At 71.9% G+C, this 24,362-nt stretch carries 26 protein-coding genes; 15 read left to right on the top strand and 11 right to left on the bottom strand.

What is annotated here, in order from left to right; all coding sequences use genetic code 11:
• From AB0J39_RS17435 to era, 3 genes are all read left to right on the top strand, one after another.
• On the top strand, positions 1-404 hold a 404-nt coding region (locus AB0J39_RS17435; RefSeq protein ID WP_363465515.1), incomplete at its 5' end, for a hypothetical protein.
• Positions 401-736: a cytidine deaminase gene (locus AB0J39_RS17430; RefSeq protein WP_363465513.1), complete on the top strand. Its 336-nt coding sequence runs from the start codon at positions 401-403 to the stop codon at positions 734-736. The genes AB0J39_RS17435 and AB0J39_RS17430, both read left to right, overlap by 4 nt.
• A gap of 2 nt (positions 737-738) precedes the next feature.
• Positions 739-1,650 (top strand): GTPase Era, encoded by a 912-nt coding sequence (era, locus tag AB0J39_RS17425; protein ID WP_363465511.1) that lies wholly within the window; start codon positions 739-741, stop codon positions 1,648-1,650.
• A 4-nt stretch (positions 1,651-1,654) separates the two neighbouring features.
• Here era and AB0J39_RS17420 read toward each other — a convergent pair whose 3' ends face one another.
• From AB0J39_RS17420 to AB0J39_RS17390, 7 genes are all read right to left on the bottom strand, one after another.
• Positions 1,655-2,137 carry a hypothetical protein gene (locus tag AB0J39_RS17420; RefSeq protein ID WP_363465509.1) on the bottom strand — a complete coding sequence of 161 codons (483 nt, stop codon included), beginning with the start codon at positions 2,135-2,137 and terminating at the stop codon, positions 1,655-1,657.
• A 164-nt stretch (positions 2,138-2,301) separates the two neighbouring features.
• Entirely contained in the window at positions 2,302-3,138 is an 837-nt protein-coding gene (locus tag AB0J39_RS17415) for an urease accessory protein UreD (RefSeq protein WP_363465508.1), read from the bottom strand.
• 16 nt (positions 3,139-3,154) lie between these two features.
• On the bottom strand, positions 3,155-3,883 hold the full coding sequence (ureG, locus tag AB0J39_RS17410) for an urease accessory protein UreG (RefSeq protein ID WP_363465505.1): 729 nt from the start codon (positions 3,881-3,883) through the stop codon (positions 3,155-3,157).
• 41 nt (positions 3,884-3,924) lie between these two features.
• Positions 3,925-4,803, bottom strand: coding sequence for an urease accessory UreF family protein (locus AB0J39_RS17405; protein WP_363465502.1), 879 nt, complete (start codon positions 4,801-4,803; stop codon positions 3,925-3,927).
• Complete coding sequence (locus tag AB0J39_RS17400) at positions 4,803-6,521, bottom strand: urease subunit alpha (protein ID WP_363465499.1); 1,719 nt, start codon at positions 6,519-6,521, stop codon at positions 4,803-4,805. Before AB0J39_RS17400 ends, AB0J39_RS17405 begins: the two co-directional genes overlap by 1 nt.
• Positions 6,514-6,858, bottom strand: a complete 345-nt coding sequence (locus AB0J39_RS17395) for an urease subunit beta (RefSeq protein ID WP_363465496.1) — start codon at positions 6,856-6,858, stop codon at positions 6,514-6,516. Before AB0J39_RS17395 ends, AB0J39_RS17400 begins: the two co-directional genes overlap by 8 nt.
• 100 nt (positions 6,859-6,958) lie before the next feature.
• A complete protein-coding gene (locus tag AB0J39_RS17390) occupies positions 6,959-7,261 on the bottom strand; it encodes an urease subunit gamma (RefSeq protein ID WP_139579487.1) in 303 nt (100 codons plus the stop codon).
• Between the two features lie 212 nt (positions 7,262-7,473).
• Here AB0J39_RS17390 and urtA point away from each other — a divergent pair, with 212 nt between their 5' ends.
• The 5 genes from urtA to urtE are packed head-to-tail and all read left to right on the top strand — an operon-like array spanning position 7,474 to position 12,029.
• Positions 7,474-8,670: an urea ABC transporter substrate-binding protein gene (gene urtA / locus AB0J39_RS17385; protein ID WP_363465523.1), complete on the top strand. Its 1,197-nt coding sequence runs from the start codon at positions 7,474-7,476 to the stop codon at positions 8,668-8,670.
• A 9-nt stretch (positions 8,671-8,679) separates the two neighbouring features.
• Positions 8,680-9,534 (top strand): urea ABC transporter permease subunit UrtB, encoded by an 855-nt coding sequence (gene urtB, locus AB0J39_RS17380; RefSeq protein WP_363465493.1) that lies wholly within the window; start codon positions 8,680-8,682, stop codon positions 9,532-9,534.
• The gene (gene urtC / locus AB0J39_RS17375; protein WP_363465490.1) at positions 9,531-10,592 is read left to right on the top strand and encodes an urea ABC transporter permease subunit UrtC; all 1,062 of its coding nucleotides are present in this window, start codon (positions 9,531-9,533) and stop codon (positions 10,590-10,592) included. The genes urtB and urtC overlap by 4 nt, the downstream gene beginning before the upstream one ends.
• Positions 10,589-11,350: an urea ABC transporter ATP-binding protein UrtD gene (gene urtD, locus AB0J39_RS17370; RefSeq protein WP_363465487.1), complete on the top strand. Its 762-nt coding sequence runs from the start codon at positions 10,589-10,591 to the stop codon at positions 11,348-11,350. The genes urtC and urtD overlap by 4 nt, the downstream gene beginning before the upstream one ends.
• Entirely contained in the window at positions 11,337-12,029 is a 693-nt protein-coding gene (urtE, locus tag AB0J39_RS17365) for an urea ABC transporter ATP-binding subunit UrtE (protein WP_363465484.1), read from the top strand. The genes urtD and urtE overlap by 14 nt, the downstream gene beginning before the upstream one ends.
• Here the strand turns inward: urtE and AB0J39_RS17360 are convergent.
• Entirely contained in the window at positions 12,008-14,284 is a 2,277-nt protein-coding gene (locus tag AB0J39_RS17360) for a tetratricopeptide repeat protein (RefSeq protein WP_363465483.1), read from the bottom strand. The genes urtE and AB0J39_RS17360 overlap by 22 nt on opposite strands.
• A gap of 564 nt (positions 14,285-14,848) precedes the next feature.
• Between AB0J39_RS17360 and AB0J39_RS17355 the strand changes: the two genes are divergently transcribed.
• From AB0J39_RS17355 to AB0J39_RS17345, 3 genes are all read left to right on the top strand, one after another.
• Entirely contained in the window at positions 14,849-15,898 is a 1,050-nt protein-coding gene (locus AB0J39_RS17355) for a sigma-70 family RNA polymerase sigma factor (RefSeq protein WP_363465480.1), read from the top strand.
• Between the two features lie 61 nt (positions 15,899-15,959).
• On the top strand, positions 15,960-16,403 hold the full coding sequence (locus AB0J39_RS17350; protein WP_363465477.1) for an SgcJ/EcaC family oxidoreductase: 444 nt from the start codon (positions 15,960-15,962) through the stop codon (positions 16,401-16,403).
• Positions 16,400-16,630, top strand: coding sequence for a nuclear transport factor 2 family protein (locus AB0J39_RS17345; protein ID WP_363465475.1), 231 nt, complete (start codon positions 16,400-16,402; stop codon positions 16,628-16,630). Before AB0J39_RS17350 ends, AB0J39_RS17345 begins: the two co-directional genes overlap by 4 nt.
• Here the strand turns inward: AB0J39_RS17345 and AB0J39_RS17340 are convergent, their stop codons facing one another.
• On the bottom strand, positions 16,631-17,641 hold the full coding sequence (locus tag AB0J39_RS17340) for a GNAT family N-acetyltransferase (protein WP_363465472.1): 1,011 nt from the start codon (positions 17,639-17,641) through the stop codon (positions 16,631-16,633).
• Positions 17,642-17,716: 75 nt separating this feature from the next.
• A complete protein-coding gene (locus AB0J39_RS17335) occupies positions 17,717-17,962 on the bottom strand; it encodes a DUF2630 family protein (protein WP_363465470.1) in 246 nt (81 codons plus the stop codon).
• Between the two features lie 275 nt (positions 17,963-18,237).
• On the opposite strand from AB0J39_RS17335, the gene leuA reads away from it, so the two are divergent.
• From leuA to AB0J39_RS17315, 4 genes are all read left to right on the top strand, one after another.
• Entirely contained in the window at positions 18,238-19,965 is a 1,728-nt protein-coding gene (gene leuA / locus AB0J39_RS17330) for a 2-isopropylmalate synthase (RefSeq protein WP_363465521.1), read from the top strand.
• Positions 19,966-20,312: 347 nt separating this feature from the next.
• A complete protein-coding gene (locus AB0J39_RS17325) occupies positions 20,313-21,188 on the top strand; it encodes a hypothetical protein (RefSeq protein WP_363465467.1) in 876 nt (291 codons plus the stop codon).
• A gap of 182 nt (positions 21,189-21,370) precedes the next feature.
• Entirely contained in the window at positions 21,371-23,017 is a 1,647-nt protein-coding gene (locus AB0J39_RS17320; RefSeq protein WP_363465465.1) for an FUSC family protein, read from the top strand.
• Between the two features lie 11 nt (positions 23,018-23,028).
• Positions 23,029-23,568: a MarR family transcriptional regulator gene (locus AB0J39_RS17315; protein WP_363465462.1), complete on the top strand. Its 540-nt coding sequence runs from the start codon at positions 23,029-23,031 to the stop codon at positions 23,566-23,568.
• A 37-nt stretch (positions 23,569-23,605) separates the two neighbouring features.
• On the opposite strand, the gene AB0J39_RS17310 is transcribed toward AB0J39_RS17315, so the two are convergent.
• Positions 23,606-24,304 carry a TetR/AcrR family transcriptional regulator gene (locus AB0J39_RS17310; RefSeq protein WP_363465460.1) on the bottom strand — a complete coding sequence of 233 codons (699 nt, stop codon included), beginning with the start codon at positions 24,302-24,304 and terminating at the stop codon, positions 23,606-23,608.
• Positions 24,305-24,362 lie beyond the last annotated feature (58 nt).

The raw sequence follows: 24,362 nt of genomic DNA, 5'->3' as shown, positions 1-24,362 counted from the left end.
CACGCGAGGGCCTCAGCGGCACCGCCGCCGCCACCTACCAGGGCGCGCACACCGGCGAGCTCGCCGGGGTCGGCGTCGCCGTCTACGACGGGGGCGAGGCGGCAGGGCACCTCGCCGCGCTCCGCGACGCCCTCGCCCGTTGCGCGACGGCCGACGCCGGCACGCCGTACGACCGCCTGGCGGCCACGCGGACGCCGCTGCCCGGAATCGGCGGCGCGGACGCGGCCGCCCGTGCCCTGGCCGGCCGGGTCGGCGGCTACCCCTACCGCATGCACCTGGTCGTGGCCCGCTCCGGCCACACGCTGATCGCGCTCGTCCACGCCGGCCTGACCCCGCCCGACCCGGCCCGTACGGCCGAACTGACACGGCTGCTCGTCCGCGAGGTCGGTACGCTTGACGCGTGACAGAGACGCTGGACCCCGAGGACAACAAGATCATTACGCTGGCCAGGTCGGCGCGGGCGCGCGGCGGCACTCCCGAGGGCGCCGCGGTGCGCGACGAGACCGGCCGGACGTACGCCGCGACCACGGTGGAGTTGCCCTCGCTCCGGCTCTCGGCCCTGCAGGCGGCCGTGGCCATGGCCGTGTCCAGCGGGGCGAAGTCCCTGGAGGCCGCGGCGATCGTCACCGAGGCCGACGACCCGGCGGAGCCGGACGTGGCCGTCATCGAGGACATGGGGAACGGCACGCTCTTCCTGGCCGCTCCGGACGGCTCGCTGAAGGGCCGGTACATCTGACGATGAACGCCGAACCGAGCGGTTTCCGGGCGGGCTTCGCCTGCTTCGTCGGCAGGCCCAACGTCGGCAAGTCCACGTTGATGAACGCCCTGGTCGGCACCAAGGTGGCGATCACCTCGTCCAAGCCGCAGACGACGCGGCGGGCCATCCGCGGCATCGTCCACCGGCCGGACGCCCAGCTGGTGATCGTGGACACCCCCGGCTTCCACCGGCCCCGGACGCTCCTGGGCGAACGTCTCGACAGCCTGGTGCTGTCCACGCTCACCGAGGTCGACGTCATCGGGTTCTGCGTCCCGGCCAACGAGCCGATCGGCAAGGGCGACCGGTTCATCGTCGAGAAGCTCGCGGCCGTCAAGAAGACCCCGGTGGTGGCGGTCGTCACGAAATGCGATCTGGCCACCCGCGAGCAGATCGCGCACCAGCTCCTGGCGGTGTCCGCGCTGGCCGAGTTCGCGGAGATCGTCCCGGTGTCCGCGCAGGGCGGCGAGCAGCTCGAGGTCCTCGCGGACGTGCTCGTCAAGCGGCTGCCGGAGTCGCCTCCGCTGTACGCCGGAGGGCAGCTGACCGACGAGCCGGAGCAGGTGCTGGTCGCCGAGCTGATCCGGGAGGCCGCGCTGGAGGGCGTGCGGGACGAGCTGCCCCACTCGATCGCGGTGGTCGTCGAGGAGATGCACCCCCGGGAGGGTCGCGACGACCTCCTCGACGTGTACGCCCACATGTTCGTCGAGCGGCCCACGCAGAAGGCGATCGTGATCGGCCCCGGCGGCGCGAGGCTCAAGGACGTCGGCACCCGCGCCCGGCAGCAGATCGAGGCGCTCCTCGGCACCCGGATCTACCTCGACCTGCGGGTGAAGGTCGCCAAGGAGTGGCAGCGCGACCCCAAGCAGCTGCGGCGGCTCGGCTTCTACGACTGACGAATCACCGGCGGCGCAGCAGCGCGGCGGCGGCCAGGACGGCCAGCGCGACCGAGGCCAGCAGGGCGGCGAACCAGCCGTACTGGATCGTGGGGTGCACCCGAAGCAGCCCGGCGACCTGGAAGTCGAGCCGGCCCACGAGGTCGCGCGGGTCGGCGAGGAACATGGCCAGCGCGAAGGCGGCCACCGCGCCGGGCAGGATCGCCAGCCCGGTGAACAGCCAGTTCCGCGCCGCGCCGAGCACGCCGAGCAGCATGGCCGTGATCCCGGCGCCCAGCACGAACCAGCCGGAGCCCGCGTCCACGCCGCGCACGGCGCGCGTGAGGGACGCGTCGAGGACGCCGAACTCGGCGGTGAGACCGGCCCACGGGAGCAGCGCGGTCACGGCCAGTGCGAACCCCGCGACGAAGACGCCGGCGGCCCGCAGGACGCCGGCCATGCTGGTGCCTCGCCGCGGCCGGCCGGGGTGCTGCGTGGGTTCCGACACGATCACCAGGCTACGGCGCGGGGCGGCGAGTTTCAGCCCCGGCCACCGCCGGCGGCGGTGTCCACGAGCGTCGGCCGGGTCGGTCATAGTGCCGGAAGGAACCTCCGGTCCTCGCGAAGCCCGCTCCGCTCCCTCCACCCTGGTGAACGCCGGTGGACGGCGTCCTAGTAGGACTTCGTCAGTTCGTGGTCGTCGGCGGCGGGTAGTCCGGAGGCCGAGGCGGGCCGGACGGCGGCCGGTGGCCGGGGTGGCGGGGCGGCGCCGGCGGCCTCCTCGCCGCGCCGCAGGCGCTCCCTGAGCTGGACGGCGTCCGCGCCGAGCGCGCAGACCTGCACGCCGGGACCGGCCAGGGGCAGGGCCGCCCAGCCGTCCCCCAGGACGGCCCGGCGCTCCCGCCCGGCGTACGGCTCCTCGGGCGGAGCCCAGGCGGGGCCCGCGAGGAGGGTCGAGCCGACGCATCGGGCGTCCCCGTAGACGGCCGGGCTGCCGTCCACGGCATCTTCGCCGACCACAAGGTCCTGGCGGAGCAGGGGCCGCCCGGCCACGGTCGCGTCGAACCGCGCGTGGCCGCGTCCCGGACGTTCGCCGTGCCGCCCGAACACGATCTCCTCCCGCCAGAAGACCGTGGCGTCCTCGGCGAGCGAGAGCCGTACGACGAGGCGGTGGTCGCATCCGGCGGCGAGGACGGTCGGCTCGGGAGAGAAGCGCAGGGCGGCGCCCGCCCCGACCCGCGCCCGGACGACCATGACCGAGGGGGTGCCCGCGAGACCGGGCAGCACCAGCGTGGCCGCCACCGAGCGGACCTCCAGCGAGGTGCCGGGGGCGACGTCCACGGCGAGATCGAGGCGGTCCCCGCGCAGCGGGCCCGCACCTGTCGAGACGAGGTGGACCCGCCGAGGGCCGGTCTGCCGCAGCGTCAGCGGCGGGTCGGAGCGGAGCGTCTCCAGCCGGGTCCGGCCTCCGCCCGCGGCCTCCGTGCGGATCAGCGCCCGCGCCGTCATGGCGCCGGATGCCATGTCAGGGCGCCGCGGCCGGGTGAGGGCCGGCGTGGGAGTCGCTGTGAACGTCGTGGTGGTGATGCGGTTCCCCGTGCTTGCGCCGCCAGGCGTCGACCATGGTCACCACCCACTCCGCGACGGTGTGCGCGGACCTGTCCTCCCTGATCGAGGTGAACAGCACCGGTTTGCCGTCCCGTACGGCCGCCGCGTCGCGGGACATCACGGTCAGATCGGCGCCGACCATCGGCGCGAGGTCGGTCTTGTTGACCACGAGCAGATCGGCCGAGGTCACCCCCGGCCCGCCCTTGCGCGGCACCTTGTCGCCGCCCGACACGTCGAGCACGAAGATCTGCCGGTCGGCCAGACCCCGGCTGAAGGTGGCGGTGAGGTTGTCGCCGCCGCTCTCGACGATGACCAGGTCGAGCGGCCCGAACCGCTCTTCCAGCGTCTCGACGGCGTCCAGGTTGGCCGCGATGTCGTCGCGGATCGCGGTGTGGGGACAGCAGCCGGTCTGCACGGCGAGGATGCGGCCGGGGTCGACGACCCCCGCACGGCGCAGGAAGTCGGCGTCCTCGGTGGTGTAGATGTCGTTGGTCACGACCCCGAGCCGCAGGGTCGGGCCGAGACTGCGGCACAGCGCCGCCACCAGGGCGGTCTTGCCGCTGCCGACCGGCCCGCCGATGCCGAGGCGGAGCGCCCGCCCGTGGGGCTCGGCCGGGTCGTGGACGTCGTCGTGGTGAGCGCCCATGGGGAACCTCGTCTTTCTCGTGCGGGTTGTCGGGTCGGAGGTCAGGAGACGAAGAGCTTCGCCGGGTTGGTCAGGTGTCCCTCCGCCAGGAGGTCGAGCGCGGGCGCGCCGTGCCCGGGCAGCGCCCGCCACGCCGCCCGCCATCCCGCGTGCCGTCCCGTGCCGCGATCGTCCGGCTCCTCGCCGGACTCCTCGTACGGCTCCCCGTACGGCTCATCGTCGAGCGGGACGGCGTCCGCGAGCGAGTCACAGGCGGCGTGGGCCGTCTCGTCGAGCGCGGGCGCGAGGTCGGCGAGCAGGCGGTGGACGGCGACAGGGTCGAGGCCGAGGAGCCGCACCGCGGCCGTGGCCGGGCCGGTGACCGTGGCGTAGGCGGCGGCCAGAGCGGCCTGGAGGGGCCCGCAACCCGCGGCGGCCGCGACCGCGCCGAGCGCGACCGGATGGTGCGGACCCTCCGGCACCGCTCGCACTAGCGCGTCCGATGCGGCCGAGGGCCACATCCGGCGGGCCGTGCGCAGCAGGAGGCGCCCCTGGGTGCGCACGGCCTCCCGCTGGGCCGGTGAGGCGGTCCGGGCGTCGGCCTCGGCGTCCAGCCGCCGCCACAGCGCCGTCACCTGCTCACCCGCGGCATCGGCATCGGCACCGGCATCGGCACCGGCATCGGCACCGCCGCCGCGGCCGGCTGCGGATCCCAGGGCGACCTCGGAGACCGCGAGCTCGCACGCGGCGGCGGCGAGCGCGGCGGTGACGAGGCCGGAGGTGGCGAGCCTGCCGCGCAGGAACCGCGCCAGGTCGTCGGTGCCGGTGACGGCGCCCAGCCGTACGGCCTCCTCCACGCCGCCCGAATGGGCGTGCCCGCCCGCCGGCAGCCGGGAGTCGGCCAGCAGCAGCAGCGCCGCGTCCCCCTTCACGGCGGACATCAGAAGAGGAAGTAGCGCTGCGCCATCGGCAGCGACTCGGCAGGGGCGGGTTCGATCAGCTCGCCGTCCACGCGTACGGCGAAGGTGTCGGGATCCACCCGGATGTCCGGCAGGGCGTCGTTGAGCGGCATCGCGTCCTTGCGCCGGGCGCGGACGTCGGCCACCGGGACCAGCCGCCTGCCGACGGCGAGGCGGCCGGCCAGGCCGTCCTCCAGCGCGAGCGGCGCCACGAAGTGCAGCGAGGTCGCGGCGGCGGTGACCGGGGCCGCGCCGAACATGGGGCGGGGGAGCACGGGCTGCGGCGTCGGAATCGACGCGTTCGCGTCGCCCATCTGGGCGTACGCGATGACGCCGCCCTTGACGACGAGGTCGGGCTTGACCCCGAAGAACGCCGGGCTCCACAGCACGAGGTCGGCGAGTTTGCCGGGCTCCACCGACCCGATCTCCGCGTCCAGCCCGTGGGCGATCGCCGGGTTGATCGTGTACTTCGCCACGTACCGGCGGGCGCGGAGGTTGTCGGCGGGGCCGTCGCCCGGCAGCGCCCCGCGACGCCGCTTCATCACGTGCGCGGTCTGCCACGTACGGATGATCGTCTCGCCGACCCGGCCCATGGCCTGGGAGTCCGAGCCGATCATCGAGATCGCGCCCATGTCGTGCAGGACGTCCTCGGCCGCCATCGTCGTCGGCCGGATCCGCGACTCGGCGAAGGCCAGGTCCTCCGGGATGGCGGGGTTGAGGTGGTGGCACACCATGAGCATGTCCAGGTGCTCGTGGTGGGTGTTGACCGTGTGCGGCCTGGTCGGGTTCGTGGACGAGGGCAGCACGTTGGCGTGGGAGGCCACCGTGATGATGTCCGGAGCGTGGCCGCCGCCGGCGCCCTCGGTGTGGTAGGCGTGGATGGCCCGGCCGCCGATGGCCCGCAGGGTCGACTCCACGAAGCCGGCCTCGTTCAGCGTGTCGGTGTGGATGGCGACCTGCACGCCGGTGGCGTCGCAGACCCGCAGGCAGGCGTCGATGGCGGCGGGGGTGGTGCCCCAGTCCTCGTGCAGCTTGAAGCCCGACGCCCCGGCCCTCAGCTGTTCGAGCAGCCCCTCCTCGCTGACCGTGTTGCCCTTGCCGAGCAGGGCCACGTTCACCGGGTAGGAGTCCAGGGACTCCAGCATCCGGCCGAGGTACCAGGTGCCGGTCACGGTGGTGGCCTTCGTGCCCTCGGCGGGTCCCGTGCCGCCGCCGACGACCGTGGTCACGCCCGAGGCGAGCGCCTCGTCGAGGATCTGCGGGCAGATCAGATGGACGTGGGAGTCGACCGCGCCCGCGGTGACGATCTTGCCGTTGGCCGCGAGGATCTCGGTGGACGGGCCGATGACGAGGTCCGGGTGGACGCCGTCCATCGTGTCGGGGTTGCCGGCCTTGCCGATGGCGACGATGCGGCCGTCGCGGACGCCGATGTCGGCCTTGACCACGCCCCAGTGGTCGAGGACGACCGCGCCGGTGATGACCAGGTCGGCCGCGCCCTCCGCCCTCGTGGTGCGGGCCTGCCCCATCGACTCGCGGATGACCTTGCCGCCGCCGAACACCGCCTCGTCGCCCGCCCCGGCGGGTCCCATCGACAGGTCCTCGGTGACCTCGACGTACAGGTCGGTGTCGGCCAGGCGCACCCGGTCGCCCGTGGTGGGGCCGTACAGCGCGGCGTAGCGCGCGCGCTCGACGCTAGACATCGGTCCTCCCGTCGAGGGGACCGGCCCACTCGGGGCGCAGTCCGGGTACGACGCGGTTCCCCGCGAGCGGGACCAGCGTGACGTCGCGCTCCACCCCGGGCTCGAACCTGATAGCGGTGCCCGCCGGGATGTCGAGGCGGGTCCCCCAGGCCGCCTCCCGGTCGAACTCCAGCCCGGGGTTGGCCGCGGCGAAGTGGTAGTGCGACCCGACCTGCACCGGCCGGTCGGCGGTGTTGACGACTCTCAGGGTGATCCGCTCCCTGCCGGGATTCAGCGGCACGGCGCCGTCGCCGCACAGGATCTCGCCCGGCACGCCCTCCAAGCCCGGCGTACTCATGCCACCCCCTCGCCTGGCGGCTCGGGTCGCGTCGTGCCGGAGGCTCGCAGATGACCCAGCCGAAGTGCGCTGTGCCTACTGATTCGCTCGCTCCGCTCGCTCATGTGATCGGATTGTGGACGGTGACGAGCTTGGTGCCGTCGGGGAAGGTCGCCTCGATCTGGACGGACTCCAGCATCTCGGGCACGCCCTCCATGACGTCCTCGCGCCGCAGGACCTTGCGGCCGGCGTCCATCAGGTCGGCGACGCTGCGGCCGTCGCGGGCGCCCTCCAGGAGGAAGGACGCGATGAGGGCCGTCGCCTCCGGATGGTTGAGGCGAAGGCCGCGCTCCTTGCGCTCGCGGGCCACGCCCGCGGCGACGTGGATGAGGAGCCGTTCCTGTTCGTGTGGAGTGAGCCGCATGGCGGGACGATAGGTACCCGCCGTTTCCCCCGCGTTACCCGCCGATTTCGTACGCGTATCCGGACGGCGGTGAGCTCTCGCTAATGAGTTGTTAACCGCCGGGATTTCGGCGGGAAATACCGCGCGCCCACCTTGACGGCAGACGGATCGGCGCGGGGGCGGTAGCGGCAAGGGAGAGGCAATTGCGGAACTCATTATGGCGTGCCGGAGCGGTGTTCGCTCTCGCGGCCGCGACGCTCGCGGCATGTGGCGGACAATCCTCCACAAGTGGTACATCTGCCTCGTCTGGGGGTTCTGACACCATAAAAGTCGGCATCCTGCACTCCCTCAGCGGCACGATGGCCATCAGCGAGGTCACGGTCAGGGACGCGGAGCTGCTCGCGATCGAGGAGGTCAACGCGGCCGGCGGGGTGCTGGGCAAGAAGCTCGAGCCCGTCGTGGAGGACGGCGCCTCCGACTGGCCGACCTTCGCGGAGAAGGCCACCAAGCTCATCGCGCAGGACAAGGTCGCGACCGTCTTCGGCGGCTGGACGTCGGCGAGCCGCAAGGCGATGCTCCCGGTCTTCGAGAAGCGCAAGGCGCTGTTGTGGTATCCGGTCCAGTACGAGGGCCTGGAAAGTTCGCCGTACATCTTCTACACGGGCGCGACGACCAACCAGCAGATCGTCCCCGGGCTCGACTATCTCAAGGAGAAGGGCAAGAAAAAGCTCTTCCTCGTCGGTAGTGACTACGTCTTCCCCAGAACCGCGAACAAAATCATCAAGGCGTACGCCGCGGCGAACGGGATGGAGGTCCTCGGCGAGGAGTACACCCCGCTAGGGCACACCGAGTACAGCACGCTGGTCAACAAGATCGCCGAGGCGAAGCCGGACGCGGTCTTCAACACCCTGAACGGCGACAGCAACGTCGCGTTCTTCAAGCAGCTCAAGAGCACCGGGATCAGCGCCGACCAGATGCCGGTCATGTCGGTGTCCGTGGCCGAGGAGGAGGTCCGGGGTATCGGGGTCGACAACGTCGCCGGGCACCTCGTGGCCTGGAACTACTACCAGACGACCGACACCCCGGCGAACGAGAAGTTCGTCGCCGCGTTCAAGGCGAAGTACGGCGCCGACAAGGTGACCTCCGACCCCATGGAGGCCGGATACAACGCCGTCCACCTGTGGGCCGAGGCCGTGAAGAAGGCCGGGAGCGCCGACGTGGAGGCCGTCAAGAAGGCCGCCGGCGGGGTGTCCCTGGACCGGCCCGAGGGCAAGGTCACCATCGACGGCGACAACCAGCACGTCTACAAGACCGCGCGCATCGGGGTCGTCCAGCCGGACGGCCAGATCAAGGAGGTCTGGAACTCCGGCGAGCCGATCAAGCCGGATCCCTACCTCAGGACGTACTCCTGGGCCGGCGGCCTGGTCTGACGCGCCGACATGGAGGGAATTGTCAACCAGCTGCCGATCGGGCTGTCGATCGGAGCGGTCCTGCTGCTCATCGCCCTCGGGCTGACGTTCACCTTCGGGCAGATGGGCGTGATCAACATGGCCCACGGCGAGTTCATCATGGCGGGGGCCTACACGGCCTACCTGCTCCAGGGCGTGGGCTTCCTGGTCGCCCTCCCGGCCGCCTTCGTGGTGGCCGGGGTCATGGGCCTGATCCTGGAGCGCACACTGGTCAGGCGCTTCTACGGCCGCCCGCTGGACACGCTGCTGCTCACCTGGGGCGTCAGCCTCATGCTCCAGCAACTGGCCCGTGACCTGTTCGGGGCGCCCAACGTGCAGGTGTCCTCGCCCGCCTGGCTGCGCGGCGGCGCCGGGATCCTGCCCTACAACCGGCTGTTCATCCTGGCGCTCGCCGCGGCGTCGGTGCTCGCGATATGGGCGTACATGAACCGGACCGGGCAGGGGCGGCGCATGCGGGCGGTGATGCAGAACAGGAGGCTCGCGGCCACGAGTGGCATCGACACCGGAAGGGTCGACCAGCGGACGTTCTTCATCGGCTCCGGCCTCGCCGGGGTCGCGGGGGTCGCGCTCACGCTGATCGGGCCGGTCGGGCCGACGCTCGGGACGTACTACATCGTGGACGCGTTCCTCGTGGTCGTCGCCGGCGGCCTGGGACAGCTCCGTGGCGCGGTGCTGGCCGCGATCGGCCTCGGCCTGCTGAACTCCTACGCCGAGTTCTGGAGCGACGCCAGCCTCGCCAAGGTGGTGGTCCTCGTGGCGATCATCGGCTTCCTGCAGATCCGGCCGCAGGGGCTGTTCTTCGTCCGATCGCGGGCGCTCACATGACCGCCCTCACGGTCTCGCGCCGGGTCCTGTCCGGCCGGTGGCAGGGCCCCGCGGCCTTCACGGCGGTGGCGGTGCTCGCCCTGGTGGCGCCGCTGCTGCTGGAGCCGTTCCGCCTCGGCCTGCTGGCCAAGTATCTCTGCTACGCGATCGTGGCACTGGGCATCGGCCTCGCCTGGGGGCAGGGCGGCATGCTCACGCTCGGGCAGGGGGTGTTCTTCGGCCTCGGCGGCTACGCGATGGGCATGTATCTCAAGCTCAACGACGCCGGCGGGGACCTGCCCGACTTCATGGTCTGGAGCGGGGTGGAGAAGCTGCCGGCGCTGTGGAAGCCGTTCGGCAACCCGGTCTTCGCGCTGGCCATGGTCGTCGTGCTGCCGGTCGCGGTCGCGCTGCTGCTCGGCGCGCTGGTGTTCCGCCAGCGCGTACGAGGGGCGTACTTCGCGATCCTCACCCAGGCGCTGGCGGCGGCGCTGGTGATCCTGCTGGTCGGGCAGCAAGGGCTGACCGGCGGCACGAACGGCCTGACCAACTTCTTCGACTTCTTCGGCCGCGACGTGGCGGCCGACGAGACCCAGCGGGGCCTCTACCTGCTGGTGGCGGTCGTGCTCGGGGCGCTCTACCTGGGCGCCAGGCAACTCGTCCGCAGCCGGTTCGGACGGCTGCTGCTCGCGGTGAGGGACGGCGAGGACCGGGTGCGCTTCCTCGGGTACGACCCCGCCACGGTGAAGACGCTGACCTTCGCCGTCTCGGCGGGCATGGCCGGCATCGCGGGGGCGCTGTTCGTGCCCGTGGTCGGCATCATCTCGCCGGCCCTGCTCGGGGTCGTGCCCTCGCTCGAACTCGTCGTCGCGGTGGCCGTCGGAGGCCGGTTCGCGCTGGCCGGCGCGGTGCTCGGCGCGGTCGTGATGGGGTACGCGCGGACGTACTTCAGCGAGGAGCTTCCGGACGCCTGGCTGTACCTGCAGGGCGCCCTGTTCGTGCTCGTCATGACGTTGGCGCCCAAGGGCATCGCCGGCCTGGCCGCCGCTCTCGTACGGAGAAGGGAGGCGAGGGCGTGACCGAGCCGCTCTTGGACATCCGCGGGCTGGAAGTCGCCTTCGGCGGCTTCCGGGCGCTCGACGGCGTGGACCTGACCGTCGGCCGTGGTGAGCTGCGCTTTTTGATCGGGCCGAACGGCGCGGGGAAGACCACCCTCATCGACGTGATCACGGGCCTGACGAAGCCGACGGCGGGCACGGTGCGGTTCGAGGGGCAGGACCTCACGGGCCGCAGGGAGCACGAGATCGTCCGGCTCGGCGTGGGCCGCACCTTCCAGACCTCGGTGGTCTTCGAGGAGCTCACCGTGCTGGAGAACCTGGACCTCGCCGCGTCGTTCCGCCGCCCCCTGTGGGCGCTGCTGCGCCGCAGGCGCGGGGTGTCGGAGGAGGTCGCGGCGGCGCTGGAGACGACCGGCCTGGCCGGGCTGGCCGGCAGCAGGGCCGGGGTGCTGTCCCATGGGCAGCGGCAGTGGCTGGAGATCGGCATGCTGATCGTCCAGCGGCCCCGGTTGCTGCTGCTCGACGAGCCGGTCGCCGGCATGTCCTCCGGCGAGCGCGAGCGCACCGGGGAGCTGCTCACCGAGGTCGCCCGCGACCACACCGTGGTCGTGGTCGAGCACGACATGGACTTCCTGCGCCGCTACGCCTCACAGGTCACCGTCCTGCACGAGGGCAGAGTGCTGACGGAGGGCTCGGTGGAGCAGGTGCGGGCCGATCCGCGCGTGCAGGAGATCTACTTGGGACGGGCGCGGGAGGGTGCCGAGGATGCTGTCCGTTGAGGGACTTGAGTCGGGGTACGGCCGGGCCCGGGTGCTCTTCGGCGTCTCGCTGGAGGTGCCCGCCGGGAGCCTCGTCTGCGTGATGGGCCGCAACGGGGTCGGCAAGACGACCCTGCTCGACACCGTCATGGGCGTGCTCCCGGCGACCGGCGGGACGGTGACGTTCGAGGGCAGGGACGTCACCCGGCTGCGCCCCGACCAGCGCGTACGACTCGGCATGGGCTACGTGCCGCAGGGGCACGAGACCTTTCCCCAGCTCACCGTGATGGACAACCTCCTGGTCACGCTGGAGGCGTCCGCGCACCGTGAGCACGCGGCGCTGGAGGAGGCCCTGGAGGTCTTCCCCCGGCTCAAGCCGCTGCTGAAACGGCCGGCGGGGTTCCTGTCCGGCGGCCAGCAGCAGCAGCTCGCGATCGCGCGCGCCCTGGTCACCCGGCCGAGGCTGCTGATCCTGGACGAGCCGACCGAGGGCATCCAGCCGTCGATCATCCTGGAGATCGAGGAGGCCGTCGAACGCCTGCACGCGACCGGTCTCGCGATCCTGCTGGTGGAGCAGTATCTGGACCTCGCGCTGCGGCTGGCCGACGGGTTCGTGATCCTCGACGCCGGACGGGTGGTCAGGTCGGGCCCCGCACGGGAGCTCCAGGACGAGGAGGTTCACCGCCTGTTGTCCGTCTGACCCTGGCCGTCCCGCCGCACTGCCGGATCTCCGGCGTCCGGAACGTCTGGACCAGGTCCGCCGGCGTGGGGGAGGCGCCGGTGAAGGCGGTGAGCGTGCTGAAGGTGGGTGCGTGCCGCCGTGTGGTCGCCCGTGGCCCGGGCCAGGTGGGCGAGTTCCGTGTGCGCGTCGGCCTGTCCTTGGTAGTGGCTGATCTGCGAGGCGAGGGCGAGGGAGGTGGTCGCGTGCTCGTGGGCGATCTGCGGAGCGCCCAGCCCGCGGTGTACGACGGCCAGGTTGTAGTGGGCGTCGGCCTGGTTCATGAGGTCTCCCAGCTCCCGGAACAGCGAGAGGGCACGGTCCAGGTGAGCTCGCGCGTCGTGGTATCGGCTCAGCTGCTCGTCCAGCATGCCGAGTTGCCTGTGGCAGATGCCGACGCCACGGCGCTGCCCGGCCTGCTCGAACAGCTCCATCGCCCGCGTGAGATGGTCGCGGGCAGTGGTGTGGCTGCCCTCCAACCGGTCGAGGATGCCGAGGTTGGCATGGGCGAACGCCCATTCGACGAGGTCGTCGCCCGAGGACGCGACTTCGAGGCAGAACGTCGCGTGCGCCCGGGCCTGGGCGAGGTCGCCGAGCCACTTGTTGACATTGCAGAGCTCGTGGTGGATCTCCGCTTGTCCGGCTCGGCTGCCGACCTGCTCGTACAGCGCGAGCGCGGTCTGAAAGCGCGTGAGCGCGGCTTGGTAGTCGCTGGTGCGCATGTCCACCAGGCCGAGGTTCTGGTGCATGGCCGCCTGGCCGAGGAGGTCGCCGGTCTGCTGGGTCAGGACCAGCGCCTGGCTGTTCAGTTCGACGATCTCACTGTAGAAGCCGCGCATCCGCTGGTAGAACTCCAGGTTGTAGATCAGTCGCCATGCTTGGGGTGAGCGAGCGGACAGGCACCGGCGGGCCACGGCGAGCAGATCCGGGTGATGCCGATCGAGCCATCGCAGCGCGGCGACATCGGATTCGTGCCGGAGAGGTGGCACCCGGGGATCACCGTCGACGTGGGTGATCGATGGGCTGGAATAGACCGTCAGAACCGCGGCGTCGATGGCGCCTCTGGTGTACCGGAAGAGTCGTTCGCCGGCGGCGGCCAGGTGCCGGGCACTGTCGTGCTGGTCCGATTCCATCAACGCGGCGGCGCGTACGGCGTCGTGCATGCGGTAGCCGCCACTGGTTCGGTTGTCGGGGATGAGCAGACCGCGCTGATAGAGGGTGGCCAGCAGCATGGTGGTCTCACTGATCCGCCGACCGGCGAGGACGGCGGCGATGGGCGCGGTGATCAGCGAGCCGGGGTAGTGGGCGACGCGGCGCAGCACGAGACGGGCGGGTTTGGCCAGGGCCGCGAGAGAGCGGGCGAACGCGGCGGCGGTCTCGTCGCTGATCGTTTCCCTGGGAGAGGCGGGGATGGGCTGGGCGGGGTTGGCCGCTTTCAGGTCGCTCATCTGACGGATGGCGAGCGGGAGCCGGAAGGCGGCGGCGATCGCGGCGACCGCCTGGGGGTCGTTCAGCCCGGCGCGGCGCAGGATGGCTCCGGCCAGGCCGGCCGCCTGGCCGCGGGTGAACGGTGTCAAGGTGATGCTCTGGTCGGGGTCGAGGCCGATCAGCACGTGCCGGGTGGTGATCAGAACGGCCGATTCCTCCTCTGCGGGCAGCAGCGGGCGGATCTGTTCGGCGGAATCGGCGTCGTCCAGAACGATCAGCATCTTCTTGCCCGTGGTGGCGGCACGCCACGTGCGGCTGAGTGCGTCCACACTGGTGGCGTTCGGGTTGGCCGGCACGTCGAGGGCGTTGAGCAAGGTGCGCAACGCTTCGGTGCTGGTCATCTGGGACTCGGCCGCGGCGTAGGTGCGCAGGCCCAGCCAGAACAGTCCATCGGGGTAGCGTGCGGCCAGTGCACGGGCCGCACGGATCGCCAATTCGGTCTTCCCGGTCCCGGGCATGCCCGTGATCACCAGCATGAGAGGCCCGGGCCGGCTCTCCGCGGGGGTGAGTGCCGTCAGCCGGCGCAGTTCCCTGCCGCGCCCCGTGAAGACCCGCGTGCCGGACGGAGGCTGTAGCGGCGAACCAATCTGCTGATCTTCCGCCGGCGGCGTCACCGGGTGCGGCGGGTCGCCGCGCGGCAGAGCGATCAGCGTGCCCGCACTCACCAGGCTGGTCGTCAGGACCAGCCCGCCGAACAGCCACCAGTTCCACGTCTCGGTGAGCAGGTTGGTGAGTCCTCCAGCCGTCACGCCGGCCGTAGGATCCAAGGCCACGATGATCAGACGCCCTCGCCGCCGAGCCCGTGATCCATACGTCACCGAATCACCTCACGCGGCTGCGGGCCGGGTCGACGCCCGGGATGCGGCATGCGATTCCCGCAGCTCGGAGATGTGATCGCGGATCCCGTCCGGACCGACGCCGGGCAGTTCCGCGGCCGCACCCGCCCGCGGCGCCGGTGCTGAACCGTCCCTCGCCTTGGCCATGCTTCCAGCGTGCTGCCCGACCTGAGAAGTGTCGCGCGCAGTGACGAACGTGTTACCTCACCGGGCGGCGGTGAACGGCCGTGGCGGGGTCTCGGTCTCGCCGAGGGGGCCGGGCCTGCGAGCGACCGTTCGGGACGCCTCAAGCGCCCCGAACCCGGGAGTCTAAGCTGGAGGAGAGGAAGCGATCGCACGTGTGAACGCCTTCGGCCGAGCCGGAGGCTCCGCGCCGTCCGTGCGGCGGGGGCCCGTCCGGACCCGGCATTGCGCACGGCCCGACCGCTTCCTCCACTGTCTCCGGCGTCGCCCCCCGAGCCGGGGCAGGATGGGCGGATGAGTGGGGAACGGATCGGCCCGACGGGGCAGTCCGGGGCCGGGCTGCTGGCCGCGGCCCGTTCCGGCGACGGCGACGCCTTCGGGCGCCTGGTAGGGCCGTTGCGGGACGAGCTGCGCGCGCACTGCTACCGCATGCTGGGATCGGTTCACGACGCGGAGGACGTCGTCCAGGACACGCTGGACCGGGCGTGGCGCGCTCTGCCGCGGTTCGAGGACCACGAAGGGGACGGCGGATCTGTGCGGCCCTGGCTGTACGCGATCGCCACGAACAGGGCGCTGACGCTCATCGAGCGGCGTGGGCGGCGCGAGCTGCCCGCCGACCTGAGCCCGGGAGGCGTACCGCCGGCCGAGACGGCGTGGGTCGAGCCGTTCCCGGACCGGTTCGTCAGCTGGACGGCCGAGCTGGGCCCGGAGGCCCGCGCCGTGGCCCGGGAGAGCGTGGAGCTGGCCTTCGTCGCCGCGCTGCAGCACCTGCCCGCTCGGCAGCGGGCCGTGCTGCTGCTGCGCGACGTCCTCGGCTACGACGCCGGCGAGGCCGCCCGCCTGCTGGAGACGACCGTCGCCGCGGTCAACAGCGCGCTGCAGCGGGCCCGCGGCACGCTCGGCCGCCTGGTCCCGCCCACCACCCAGCAGCGGACTCTCGGCCTGCTCGGCGAACCGGCGTGGCGGGAGACGGCCCGGCGCTACGCCGCCGCCTGGGAGGCCGCGGACGTGGACGCCATCGTGGCGATGCTGACCCACGACGCGAAGTACTCGATGCCGCCGCTGACCGCCTGGTTCCACGGGCACGACGGCATCCGCGGCTTCCTGCTGGAGACGGCCGGGAACCGGCGCTGGCGCTTCCTGCCGGCGCGGGCGAACGGGCAGGTCGCCTTCGGCACCTACCTGTGGGACGACGACCGCGGCGTCTACGCCGCCGCCGGCCTGGACCTGCTCGCGCTGCGCGGACCGCTGATCGCCGAGGTGGTCTCGTTCCTGGACGCCCACCTGCCGGCATTCGGCCTGCCGGCGGAACTGACGCGGGCGGATGTGGCGGCCGGCCGATGAGTTCGCCGGTCGCCGAGGGTTGTACGCGGTGACAGCGGACGACCCGGAAGGACCGAGCCAGATGACCGAAGACCACGAGCGGATCCGCGACCTGATCGAGCGCTGGGCCGAGGCGGTCCACCACGGTGACATCGATGGAGTCGTCGCCGACCACGCGGGCGACATCGTGATGTTCGACGTGCCGCCGCCGTACGAGGGCGTACGCGGCCTGAACGCCTACCGTGAGACGTGGCCGCCCTTCTTCGCCTGGCAGGCCCAGGGCGCCTGCTTCGAGATCGAGTCGCTGGACGTGACCGCGGGGGAGGACGTCGCGTTCGCCCACGCCCTGTTGCGCTGCGGCGGCCCGGAAGAGCTCGCGGCCAACCCGCGGATGCGCCTGCGGCTGACGCTCGGCCTGCGCAGGCAGGACGGCCGCTGGGTGATCGCCCATGAACACCACTCGTTCCCGTACGTCGAGCCGGGCGCCGATTCGGGAGCGGCCTCGACGCCGCCGAGGACGGCGTGAGCTGGGACGTCCCCGACCTCAAGATCCTGGCCAGGCAGGACCTGGCGGTCGCGTGGGGGCTCAACCGCATTCGGGTGGAGCAGACCGGCGGGGAGAGCACCGAGACGTGGTCACGCGGGACGCGTGTGTCCGAAAGGCGGGACGGCGCGTGGGAGATGATCCACCAGCACCTCTCCTTCCCGAGCGATCCGGACACCGGCGAGGCCGGGACCGACCTGCGTCCCTAGTCAGATGTCGAGCTGCCACTGGTACCAGGTGTCGAAGACCTCGAAACCCATCGCCTCGTTGATCGCCAGCATGTGCGGGTTCGCCGCGGAGTTCCACGTGATCACCCGCTCGACGGCCGGCTCGCAGGCGCGGAACCAGGTGATGTTGGCGAGCTTCAGCACCAGGCCGAGCCGCCGGCCCCGATGCGGGGCGAGGACCGTGGTCGCGGCCTGACGGGCCCAGCCCTCCGGCCGCTCGGCGTCCACCACCAGCTGGGTGAACCCCGCGGGCTCCCCGCCGGTCGTGTGCCGCGCGATCACCGTGTAGGTCCGCTGGCCCGCCCGCCCGAGCATCTCCTCGCGTGCGCGCACGCGGTCGGCGGTCCACCGCTGGTCCTCCATCGCGAGGTCGCCCAGCGGCTCGTCGTTCATGCCCTCCGCCAGGCGGGCCATGTCGTCGAGCAGGTCGTCGGGGGTCGGCCCCACCCACCGTTCGAGCGAGTACCCGGTGGCGTGCCGTACGGCCCGGGCCCGGAGGAGTTCGAGGCCGGACCAGTCGGCCGTGCGCAGGTCGAGCACCAGCCGGGTGTCGGTGGAGGCGGGGGCGAACCCGCGGGCCTTGGCGAAAGCCGTGCCCGGCCCGTCCGCCGGCGCCTCAGCGATCAGCACGCGTCTGCCCTCGTCGCGCGCCCGGGCGATCGCGTGGTCGAGCAGCATGCCGCCGACGCCCTCGCGCCGTCGCAGCGGATGCGTCATCAGCCGGAGCAGGGCGAGGTGGGTGTTGTCGTCCTGCGGAAAGTGGAGAATGTGGCCGCCGGCGACCTGGTCGCCGTCGCACGCCGCCCACGCCTCGGCCCGCTCGCCACCCGACCCGCTCCGGACGCTCGCCGCGAAGTGCCGCCACGACATCGTGGGACCCGGCTCGTCGCAGACCCGGGACACTGCGTACAGACCGGCCAGAGGGGAGTGGCCCGCCGGGCCGTCGGGGTCGTCTTCCTCCTGCGCCGCGGGGACGACGCGCATCATGTGCATGCCGACAAGAATTCCGCACACCCTGTCAGGGGCGCGACTCGTTTTCACATCGTGGAACCGCGGCGGTGCAGGGGTCTACTGCATGTAGTTCTCGACCTCGTCGACCGGCCGGGGGGAGGCGTAGTCGGGGTCCTCGCCCGCGTCCCGCCGGGCGCGGCGCTGGCGCAGCAGGTCCCAGCAGCGGTCGAGCTGCTCTTCCAGCGAGGAGATCCTGTCGTGCTCCTCCTCGGAGGTCAGCTCGCCCGCGACCAGCCGTTCACGCAGCGAGTGCTCCTCGTCGACCAGCTCGCTGATCTGCTTGAGGATGTCGTTGTCCTTCATGCGGCCTCCTTCGCATCAGGGCTCACCCTAACCCGGTGGTCCGTCTCGGAATGTGATCGGGTGTCTCTTCCGCCGGAGGGCGTCTGCTAGTCTGCTTGGCATGCTGCGCGGACTCCTTCTTATCCGCCGCGGCGAGGGCCTGTAAGAGGCCGGCTCCCTCGCCGCGGTGCGAGAGGCATGCGCGTCGGCCGCCCTGGTTTCTTCCAACGGCGCCCCATTCCAATGATCGACGGCAACGTCGTGCCCGGGGCTCGCCGTGCGCCCGACGAGGAGCAATCATGAATGAGCAGCAGCCGAGCCCGATGCCGTTCCATCGCTACACGCCGTTCGAGCCCGTACGGCTGACCGATCGCACCTGGCCCGACAAGGTCATCACCGAGGCGCCCCGCTGGTGCGCGGTGGACCTGCGCGACGGCAACCAGGCGCTGATCGACCCGATGGACGCCGACCGCAAGCTGAAGATGTTCGACCTGCTGGTCCGGCTGGGCTACAAGGAGATCGAGGTCGGCTTCCCCGCCGCGTCGCAGACGGACTACGACTTCGTCCGCCAGATCATCGAAGAGGAGCGCATCCCCTCCGACGTGGTCATCCAGGTGCTGACGCAGGCCAGGCCCGAGCTGATCGAGCGGACCTTCGAGTCGCTGCGCGGCGCGCGCCAGGCGATCGTCCACCTGTACAACTCCACCTCCACCCTCCAGCGCCGGGTCGTCTTCGGCCAGGACAGGGACGGCATCACCGCCATCGCCGTCGAGGGCGCCAAGCTGTGCAAGAAGCTGGCGGCCGAGATGCAGGGCACGGAGATCTACTTCCAGTACTCGCCCGAGTCCTTCACCGGCACCGAGCTGGAGTACGCCGTCGAGGTCTGCAACGCCGTCAACGACGTGTGGCAGCCCACTCCCGACCACAAGGTGATCGTCAACCTGCCGGCGACGGTCGAGATGGCCACGCCCAACGTGTACGCCGACCAGATCGAGTGGATGCACCGCAACCTGGCGTACCGGGACTCGATCGTGCTGTCCCTGCACCCGCACAACGACCGCGGCACCGCCGTCGCCGCCGCCGAGCTGGGCTACATGGCCGGCGCCGACCGCATCGAGGGCTGCCTGTTCGGCAACGGCGAGCGGACCGGCAACGTCTGCCTGGTGACGCTGGGCATGAACCTGTTCTCCCAGGGCGTCGACCCGCAGATCGACTTCTCGGACATGGACGAGATCCGGCGGGTGGTCGAACACTGCAACCAGCTGCCTGTCCACCCTCGCCACCCGTGGGGCGGCGAGCTGGTCTACACGGCCTTCTCCGGCTCCCACCAGGACGCCATCAAGAAGGGCCTGGAGCACCTGGAGCGCGACGCGGCCGCCGCCGGCGTGCCGGTCGACGAGTTCGCGTGGGCCGTGCCGTACCTGCCGATCGACCCCAAGGACATCGGCCGCACGTACGAGGCCGTGATCCGCGTCAACAGCCAGTCGGGCAAGGGCGGCGTCGCCTACATCATGAAGGCCGACCACCAGCTCGACCTGCCGCGCCGCCTGCAGATCGAGTTCTCCCGCGTCATCCAGGCCCGTACGGACGCCGAGGGCGGCGAGGTCACCGCCGCCGAGATGTGGGAGCGGTTCTCCGACGAGTACCTGCCCAACCCGGCGAGCCCGTGGGGGCGACTGGGCCTGCTGGCCCACCGGCACACCTCCACGGTGGACGACAAGGACGCGATCAGCGCCGACGTGCGGGTCGACGGCCAGATCCGGGAGATCGAGGGCGTCGGCAACGGCCCCATCTCGGCCTTCTGCGACGCGCTGGAGAACATCGGGGTGCCGGTGCGGGTCCTCGACTACACCGAGCACGCGATGAGTGCGGGCGCCGACGCCAAGGCCGCGTCGTACGTGGAGTGCGAGGTCGGCGGGCCGGAGGGCACGCAGGTCCTGTGGGGCGTCGGCATCGACGCGAACACGACGACCGCCTCGCTCAAGGCCATCATCTCCGCGGTCAACCGCGCCACCCGCCACTGACGTCCCCCCGATTCTCGCGGTGACGCGCGACGACCTGCGCCGTCACTGCTCGTGACCTTGCCCAAAATCGCAAGCGTATGTCCTGACCGGCCCACAAGGCGGTCGTGATCACGCGAAAGGCGGCAACCGGGAGATCCCCGACTGCCGCCTTTCGCATGTCTCGTGATCGACGGCGACGTCGCGATTCACCGTCGCGGGCACAATGGATCATGCAACGACATATGCCCCCCTCCTTTATGGGTTAGGACATCCTGCGCATGAGGCGATTGATTGCAGTATTCGGCGCGACTGCTGTGACCTGCGCTCTACCGGTCCCCGCCTCGGCGGCAGCGGCCGCCGGCGATCCCGTGGCCGCGGTACGGCGGCTCCTGTCCGCCCAGCTCACCGTCAGGGTGGTCGAGTGGGGAGACGTCCAGCTGGGTTCGCGCTCGCGGGTGATCAATAACACGGCCAACACCTTTCAGTACGACTTCAAACGCGCGGGGTCGATCCAGCTCGGGGGCAACGGAGTCGTCGCGTCCGACCTGAGCAGGCGACTGCGGTTCGAGCGTGACGACTCCGCGGCCCTCGTGAAGAAGGACGCCGCCGACGGCGATCCCGTGGCCAGGAGCCTCCTCATCCAGACCCGGCCGCACCGTTCCGTGAGCGTGAACGGCAAGCTCTACACCACCGGACCCCTGTACGGGCCCGCGTTGCCGAAGGGGAAGACCTGGGCCCTGCGCGGCGCGATCCCGAACGGCGGCGCCTTCACCGATCAGGCCCTCGACGTCTTCGAGCCCCAGACGCTGAAAAAGCTGCTGTCCGACACCTATTTCAGAAAGCGCTCCGGCTTCAAGGACAGCACCGGCCGGATCCACGAGAACACGATGCTCTACAAGGGGAAGATCACCTTCGCCGACCTGTACGCCGTCTCGCCTGCCTTCCGCGCGCTTCTCGGGCAGAAGCCCGACGCCACCCTCGCTCCCGCCCTCGTCTGGTGGTGGCTGTGGACCGACAAGAACGGCACGCCCATGATGGTCGATTCCATCTGGGACACCTGGATCAAGGGGGGTGCCGGCCGGCCTCATGCCAGGGGAGCGGCGAGAACCGAATACCTCGCCTGGCGACCCCACGTGACTGTCAAGCCGCCCAGGTCGTCGCTGGTGGCCAAGATCGAGGGCCCGGCCGGCGGGCTGCCCGAGATCGACGACGTGGGCGAGGCCATCCGGGACCGGCGAAATTAGTCGCGTCTTCGGCGGACTCTCGTCGGCGTGCTTTGCCGTCGCCGTACGCGGGAGCCGGGCCGGAGCCGCGACCGCCTCACCCCTGAGACGGTCGTTCCGGCCCATCGCAAGGCCACAGGGTCCACGCGTTTCGCGGGCTGATATGTTTTACGAGTAAAACACCCGCGAACGAACAGGGGATCATGAGGCCGGGCAAGCGACATCGGCGGCTGCCGTTGCGGGGGGTGTTCAGCGTCGGCGGGCTGGGGGACGTCTGGCACAAGCAGGCGCTCAGCGCGGTCGTCGCGCTCGCCGTGCCGGACGCGGTCCTCCTCCTGCTGGACCGTCTGGACCTGGCCGTGTACACCTCCGCCGGCGCCTTGTGCGCCCTCTACGCGCACGGCCTGCCGTACCGGGTCAGGGCGCGCACCCTGCTCGGCGTGGCGGCGGGCATGGTCGCCAGCGTGGGCGTCGCGCTCACCGCGGCCGGTCTCACCGGGTCGGCCCCCGTCCTGGTCGTCGTGGCGGCGCTGCTCGCCGCCGCGCACAAGGTGGCGTGCGACGCCGCCCGGATCGGCCCGCCGGGCAACCTGATCTTCACGTTCATCGGCGCGACCTGCGCGTTCCTGCCGCAGCGGCTCGGGGATGTCCCCTTCCATCTCGCGCTCGTCGCGGCGGCGGCGGCGCTCGCCTGGCTCGTCTGCATGGCTCCCGCGCTCGTCCGCCCCGAAGGGCCGCAGCGAACGGCCGTGGCCCGGGCGCTGGAGGCCGCCATGCGGCTCGCCCACGCGGAGTGTCCGGCGGCCACCCGCGCGCGGCACGACGCGGCCGCGGCGGTGAACGCGGCCTGGCACACGCTGCTCCCGTCGCCCGAGGGGAGGGGCAGGCGCGCGCTCGAACGTCTCCTGGCCCGGGTGGAGGCGTCCCTGCCGGCCGTGCCCCGCGACGAAGCGGGCCTGTTCGCGAACTGGGCCGCGGACCTGCGCCGCAACCGGCCGGTGCCCGAAGTGAGCCTCGGTGAGGCGGGAGCCGCCGGGCTCGCCGGCATCGTGCTGGAGCGGGCGGCGCCGGCCGGGCCGGGCCTGCTGCGCATGTTCCACCCCGCCTCCCCGCTGTTCCCGATCGGCGTACGCGTCGCCGTCGGGTCCGCCCTCGCCGGGCTGGTCTCGTTGGCGGCCGGGGTCGGTCACCCCTACTGGGCGGTGGTCACGGCCGCGGCGGTCTTCCAGGCCAACGCCACGCTGTCGTGGCAGCGGGCCCTGCAGCGCGCCCTCGGAAACGTGGTCGGCCTGCTCGTCTTCACGGCGCTGCTGCCGGTCAGCCGTACGGGCGCGCTCGCCCTGGTCCTGCTCACGCTGGCCCTCCAGTTCAGCACCGAGGCGCTGATGACCCGCAACTACTGGCTGGGCACGGTGTGCGTGACGCCGATGGCCCTCCTGCTCACCGAGCTGCCCGGATATCAGCCCGCGTGGCCGCTGGTCCGCGACCGCTGGCTGGACACGGCCGTGGGCGTCGCGGCGGGACTGCTCGGCTGCCTGCTGGTGACCAACCGCCGCAGCGCCGGACGGATCGACCATGCGCTGCGGCGCGTGGCCGCCGCCCAGGCGGCGGCCCGGCACCTCCTCGCCCGTGATCCGCGTGAGCCCGGGGAGACGGCGCGGGTGAGGGGCGTGCTCGTCGACGCGCTGGTGGAGCTGCGCCGGGCCGCCGACGTCGCCGCCGGAGAGTGGTGGCAGCGCGCGTTGCCGGAGGAGCAGGTCGCCCGGGCCGAGCGGGAGGGGCACCGGCTGCTGGCGAGGCTGGCCGTACGGGATCGGGATAGAGTCGGCTGCGAACGGACCCAGGGCTGAGGAATCGGGGCGTGGAGGACATCGCCGGCGAGGCGCCCGAGAGCGTCGCAGAGGACGTCGTCGCGCAGGTGATGCGCCAGTGGCGGCGTGTCCACCCCGAGCTGGACACCGCGCCGATCGCCGTGATCGGCCGCCTCACCCGCTGCGTCCTGCTGCTGCAGCAGGCCGGTGACGCGCCCCTGCGGGAGTACGGACTCACCCGGCCGGAGTTCGACGTCCTCGCCGCGCTGCGGAGGCTGGACCGGGAGCTGACCCCGAGCCGGATCGCCAGGGAGACCTTCGCCTCGGGCGCGGCCGTCACCAAGCGGCTGCGCGGTCTGGAGGAGCGCGGCCTCGTGCGCCGCCGCCCCGACGACCGCGACCGGCGGGTCTCGCACCTCGCGCTCACCGACGAGGGCCGTACGCTCACCGACCGGCTGCTGCCCCGGCAGCTCGGCTACGAGAGCGACCTCCTGGCGGCGCTGGGCGCCGACCGGCAGCGGGAGCTCGGGGACCTCCTCGGCGAGCTGCTCCTCCTCCTGGAAGGACGCCTCGGCGCCCGTCAGTTCTGACCGTGACGTCGGCTAGCGTCCGGCTGCCGGAGGCCGCTTACTCCGGCAGGCCGACGAGGCGGGCGAGGCAGGTCATGTTGTGGTCGAACAGCTCGGCGCGGTGGGTGATCGTGTTGGTGAACTGGCCGAAGAGTTCGAAGCTGACCATCCCGAACAGGCCCGTCCACGCGACGACGGCCCGCGTGATCACGTCGTCCGGCACCTCCGGCATCAGCGACCGGACGACCTCGGCGTCCTCCGACAGGACCGCGGGCGGCGGCGGGCAGACCGGGGGAGGGACGAGCCTGCCCGCGCGGTGGGCGTCGGCGAGGATCCCTCCGTACACGGCCGTGTCCCGCGTCGCCGGCGCGACCGTGTCCTGCGGAGCCGCGTAGCCCGGCACGGGTGAGCCGTACAGCAGGGCGTACTCGTGCGGATGGGCCAGGGCCCAGGTGCGTACGGCACGGCAGACAGCGAGCCAGCGCCCGGTGAAGTCGTCGCGCGCGCAGGCGGCGTCGGCGCGCTCGACGGCCTCTCCGAGCGCGTTGTACCCGTCGATGATCAGCGCGGTCAGCAGGTCGTCGCGGCTGGGGAAGTAGCGGTAGATGGCCGAGGAGACCATCCCCATCTCCCGGGCCACCGCCCGCAGGGACAGGCCAGAGGCCCCCTCGGTCGCCAGCTGGCGCCGGGCGATGTCCGTGATCTCCCTGATCAGCTCCGCTCTCACCCGCTCCCGCGCGGTACGGCTCGCGTTCATGCGGCCAGGCTATCAGAGCACCTGAGTAATTAGAGAGCAGTGCTCTTGACGAAGAGCG

The organism is Microbispora sp. NPDC049633 (assembly GCF_040675265.1).
Classification (GTDB): domain Bacteria; phylum Actinomycetota; class Actinomycetes; order Streptosporangiales; family Streptosporangiaceae; genus Microbispora; species Microbispora maris.
The sequence above is the reverse complement of the archived record's forward strand: the minus strand, read 5'-3'. Positions and strand labels throughout refer to the sequence as shown.

Coding starts and splice junctions, on each gene's coding strand:
- era (WP_363465511.1), top strand. CDS start 739: ATGAACGCCGAACCGAGCGGTTTCCGGGCGGGCTTCGCCTGCTTCGTC.
- AB0J39_RS17415 (WP_363465508.1), bottom strand. CDS start 3,138: ATGACGGCGCGGGCGCTGATCCGCACGGAGGCCGCGGGCGGAGGCCGG.
- ureG (WP_363465505.1), bottom strand. CDS start 3,883: ATGGGCGCTCACCACGACGACGTCCACGACCCGGCCGAGCCCCACGGG.
- AB0J39_RS17405 (WP_363465502.1), bottom strand. CDS start 4,803: ATGTCCGCCGTGAAGGGGGACGCGGCGCTGCTGCTGCTGGCCGACTCC.
- AB0J39_RS17400 (WP_363465499.1), bottom strand. CDS start 6,521: ATGTCTAGCGTCGAGCGCGCGCGCTACGCCGCGCTGTACGGCCCCACC.
- AB0J39_RS17395 (WP_363465496.1), bottom strand. CDS start 6,858: ATGAGTACGCCGGGCTTGGAGGGCGTGCCGGGCGAGATCCTGTGCGGC.
- AB0J39_RS17390 (WP_139579487.1), bottom strand. CDS start 7,261: ATGCGGCTCACTCCACACGAACAGGAACGGCTCCTCATCCACGTCGCC.
- urtB (WP_363465493.1), top strand. CDS start 8,680: ATGGAGGGAATTGTCAACCAGCTGCCGATCGGGCTGTCGATCGGAGCG.
- urtC (WP_363465490.1), top strand. CDS start 9,531: ATGACCGCCCTCACGGTCTCGCGCCGGGTCCTGTCCGGCCGGTGGCAG.
- urtE (WP_363465484.1), top strand. CDS start 11,337: ATGCTGTCCGTTGAGGGACTTGAGTCGGGGTACGGCCGGGCCCGGGTG.
- AB0J39_RS17355 (WP_363465480.1), top strand. CDS start 14,849: ATGAGTGGGGAACGGATCGGCCCGACGGGGCAGTCCGGGGCCGGGCTG.
- AB0J39_RS17350 (WP_363465477.1), top strand. CDS start 15,960: ATGACCGAAGACCACGAGCGGATCCGCGACCTGATCGAGCGCTGGGCC.
- AB0J39_RS17340 (WP_363465472.1), bottom strand. CDS start 17,641: ATGCACATGATGCGCGTCGTCCCCGCGGCGCAGGAGGAAGACGACCCC.
- AB0J39_RS17335 (WP_363465470.1), bottom strand. CDS start 17,962: ATGAAGGACAACGACATCCTCAAGCAGATCAGCGAGCTGGTCGACGAG.
- AB0J39_RS17320 (WP_363465465.1), top strand. CDS start 21,371: ATGAGGCCGGGCAAGCGACATCGGCGGCTGCCGTTGCGGGGGGTGTTC.
- AB0J39_RS17310 (WP_363465460.1), bottom strand. CDS start 24,304: ATGAACGCGAGCCGTACCGCGCGGGAGCGGGTGAGAGCGGAGCTGATC.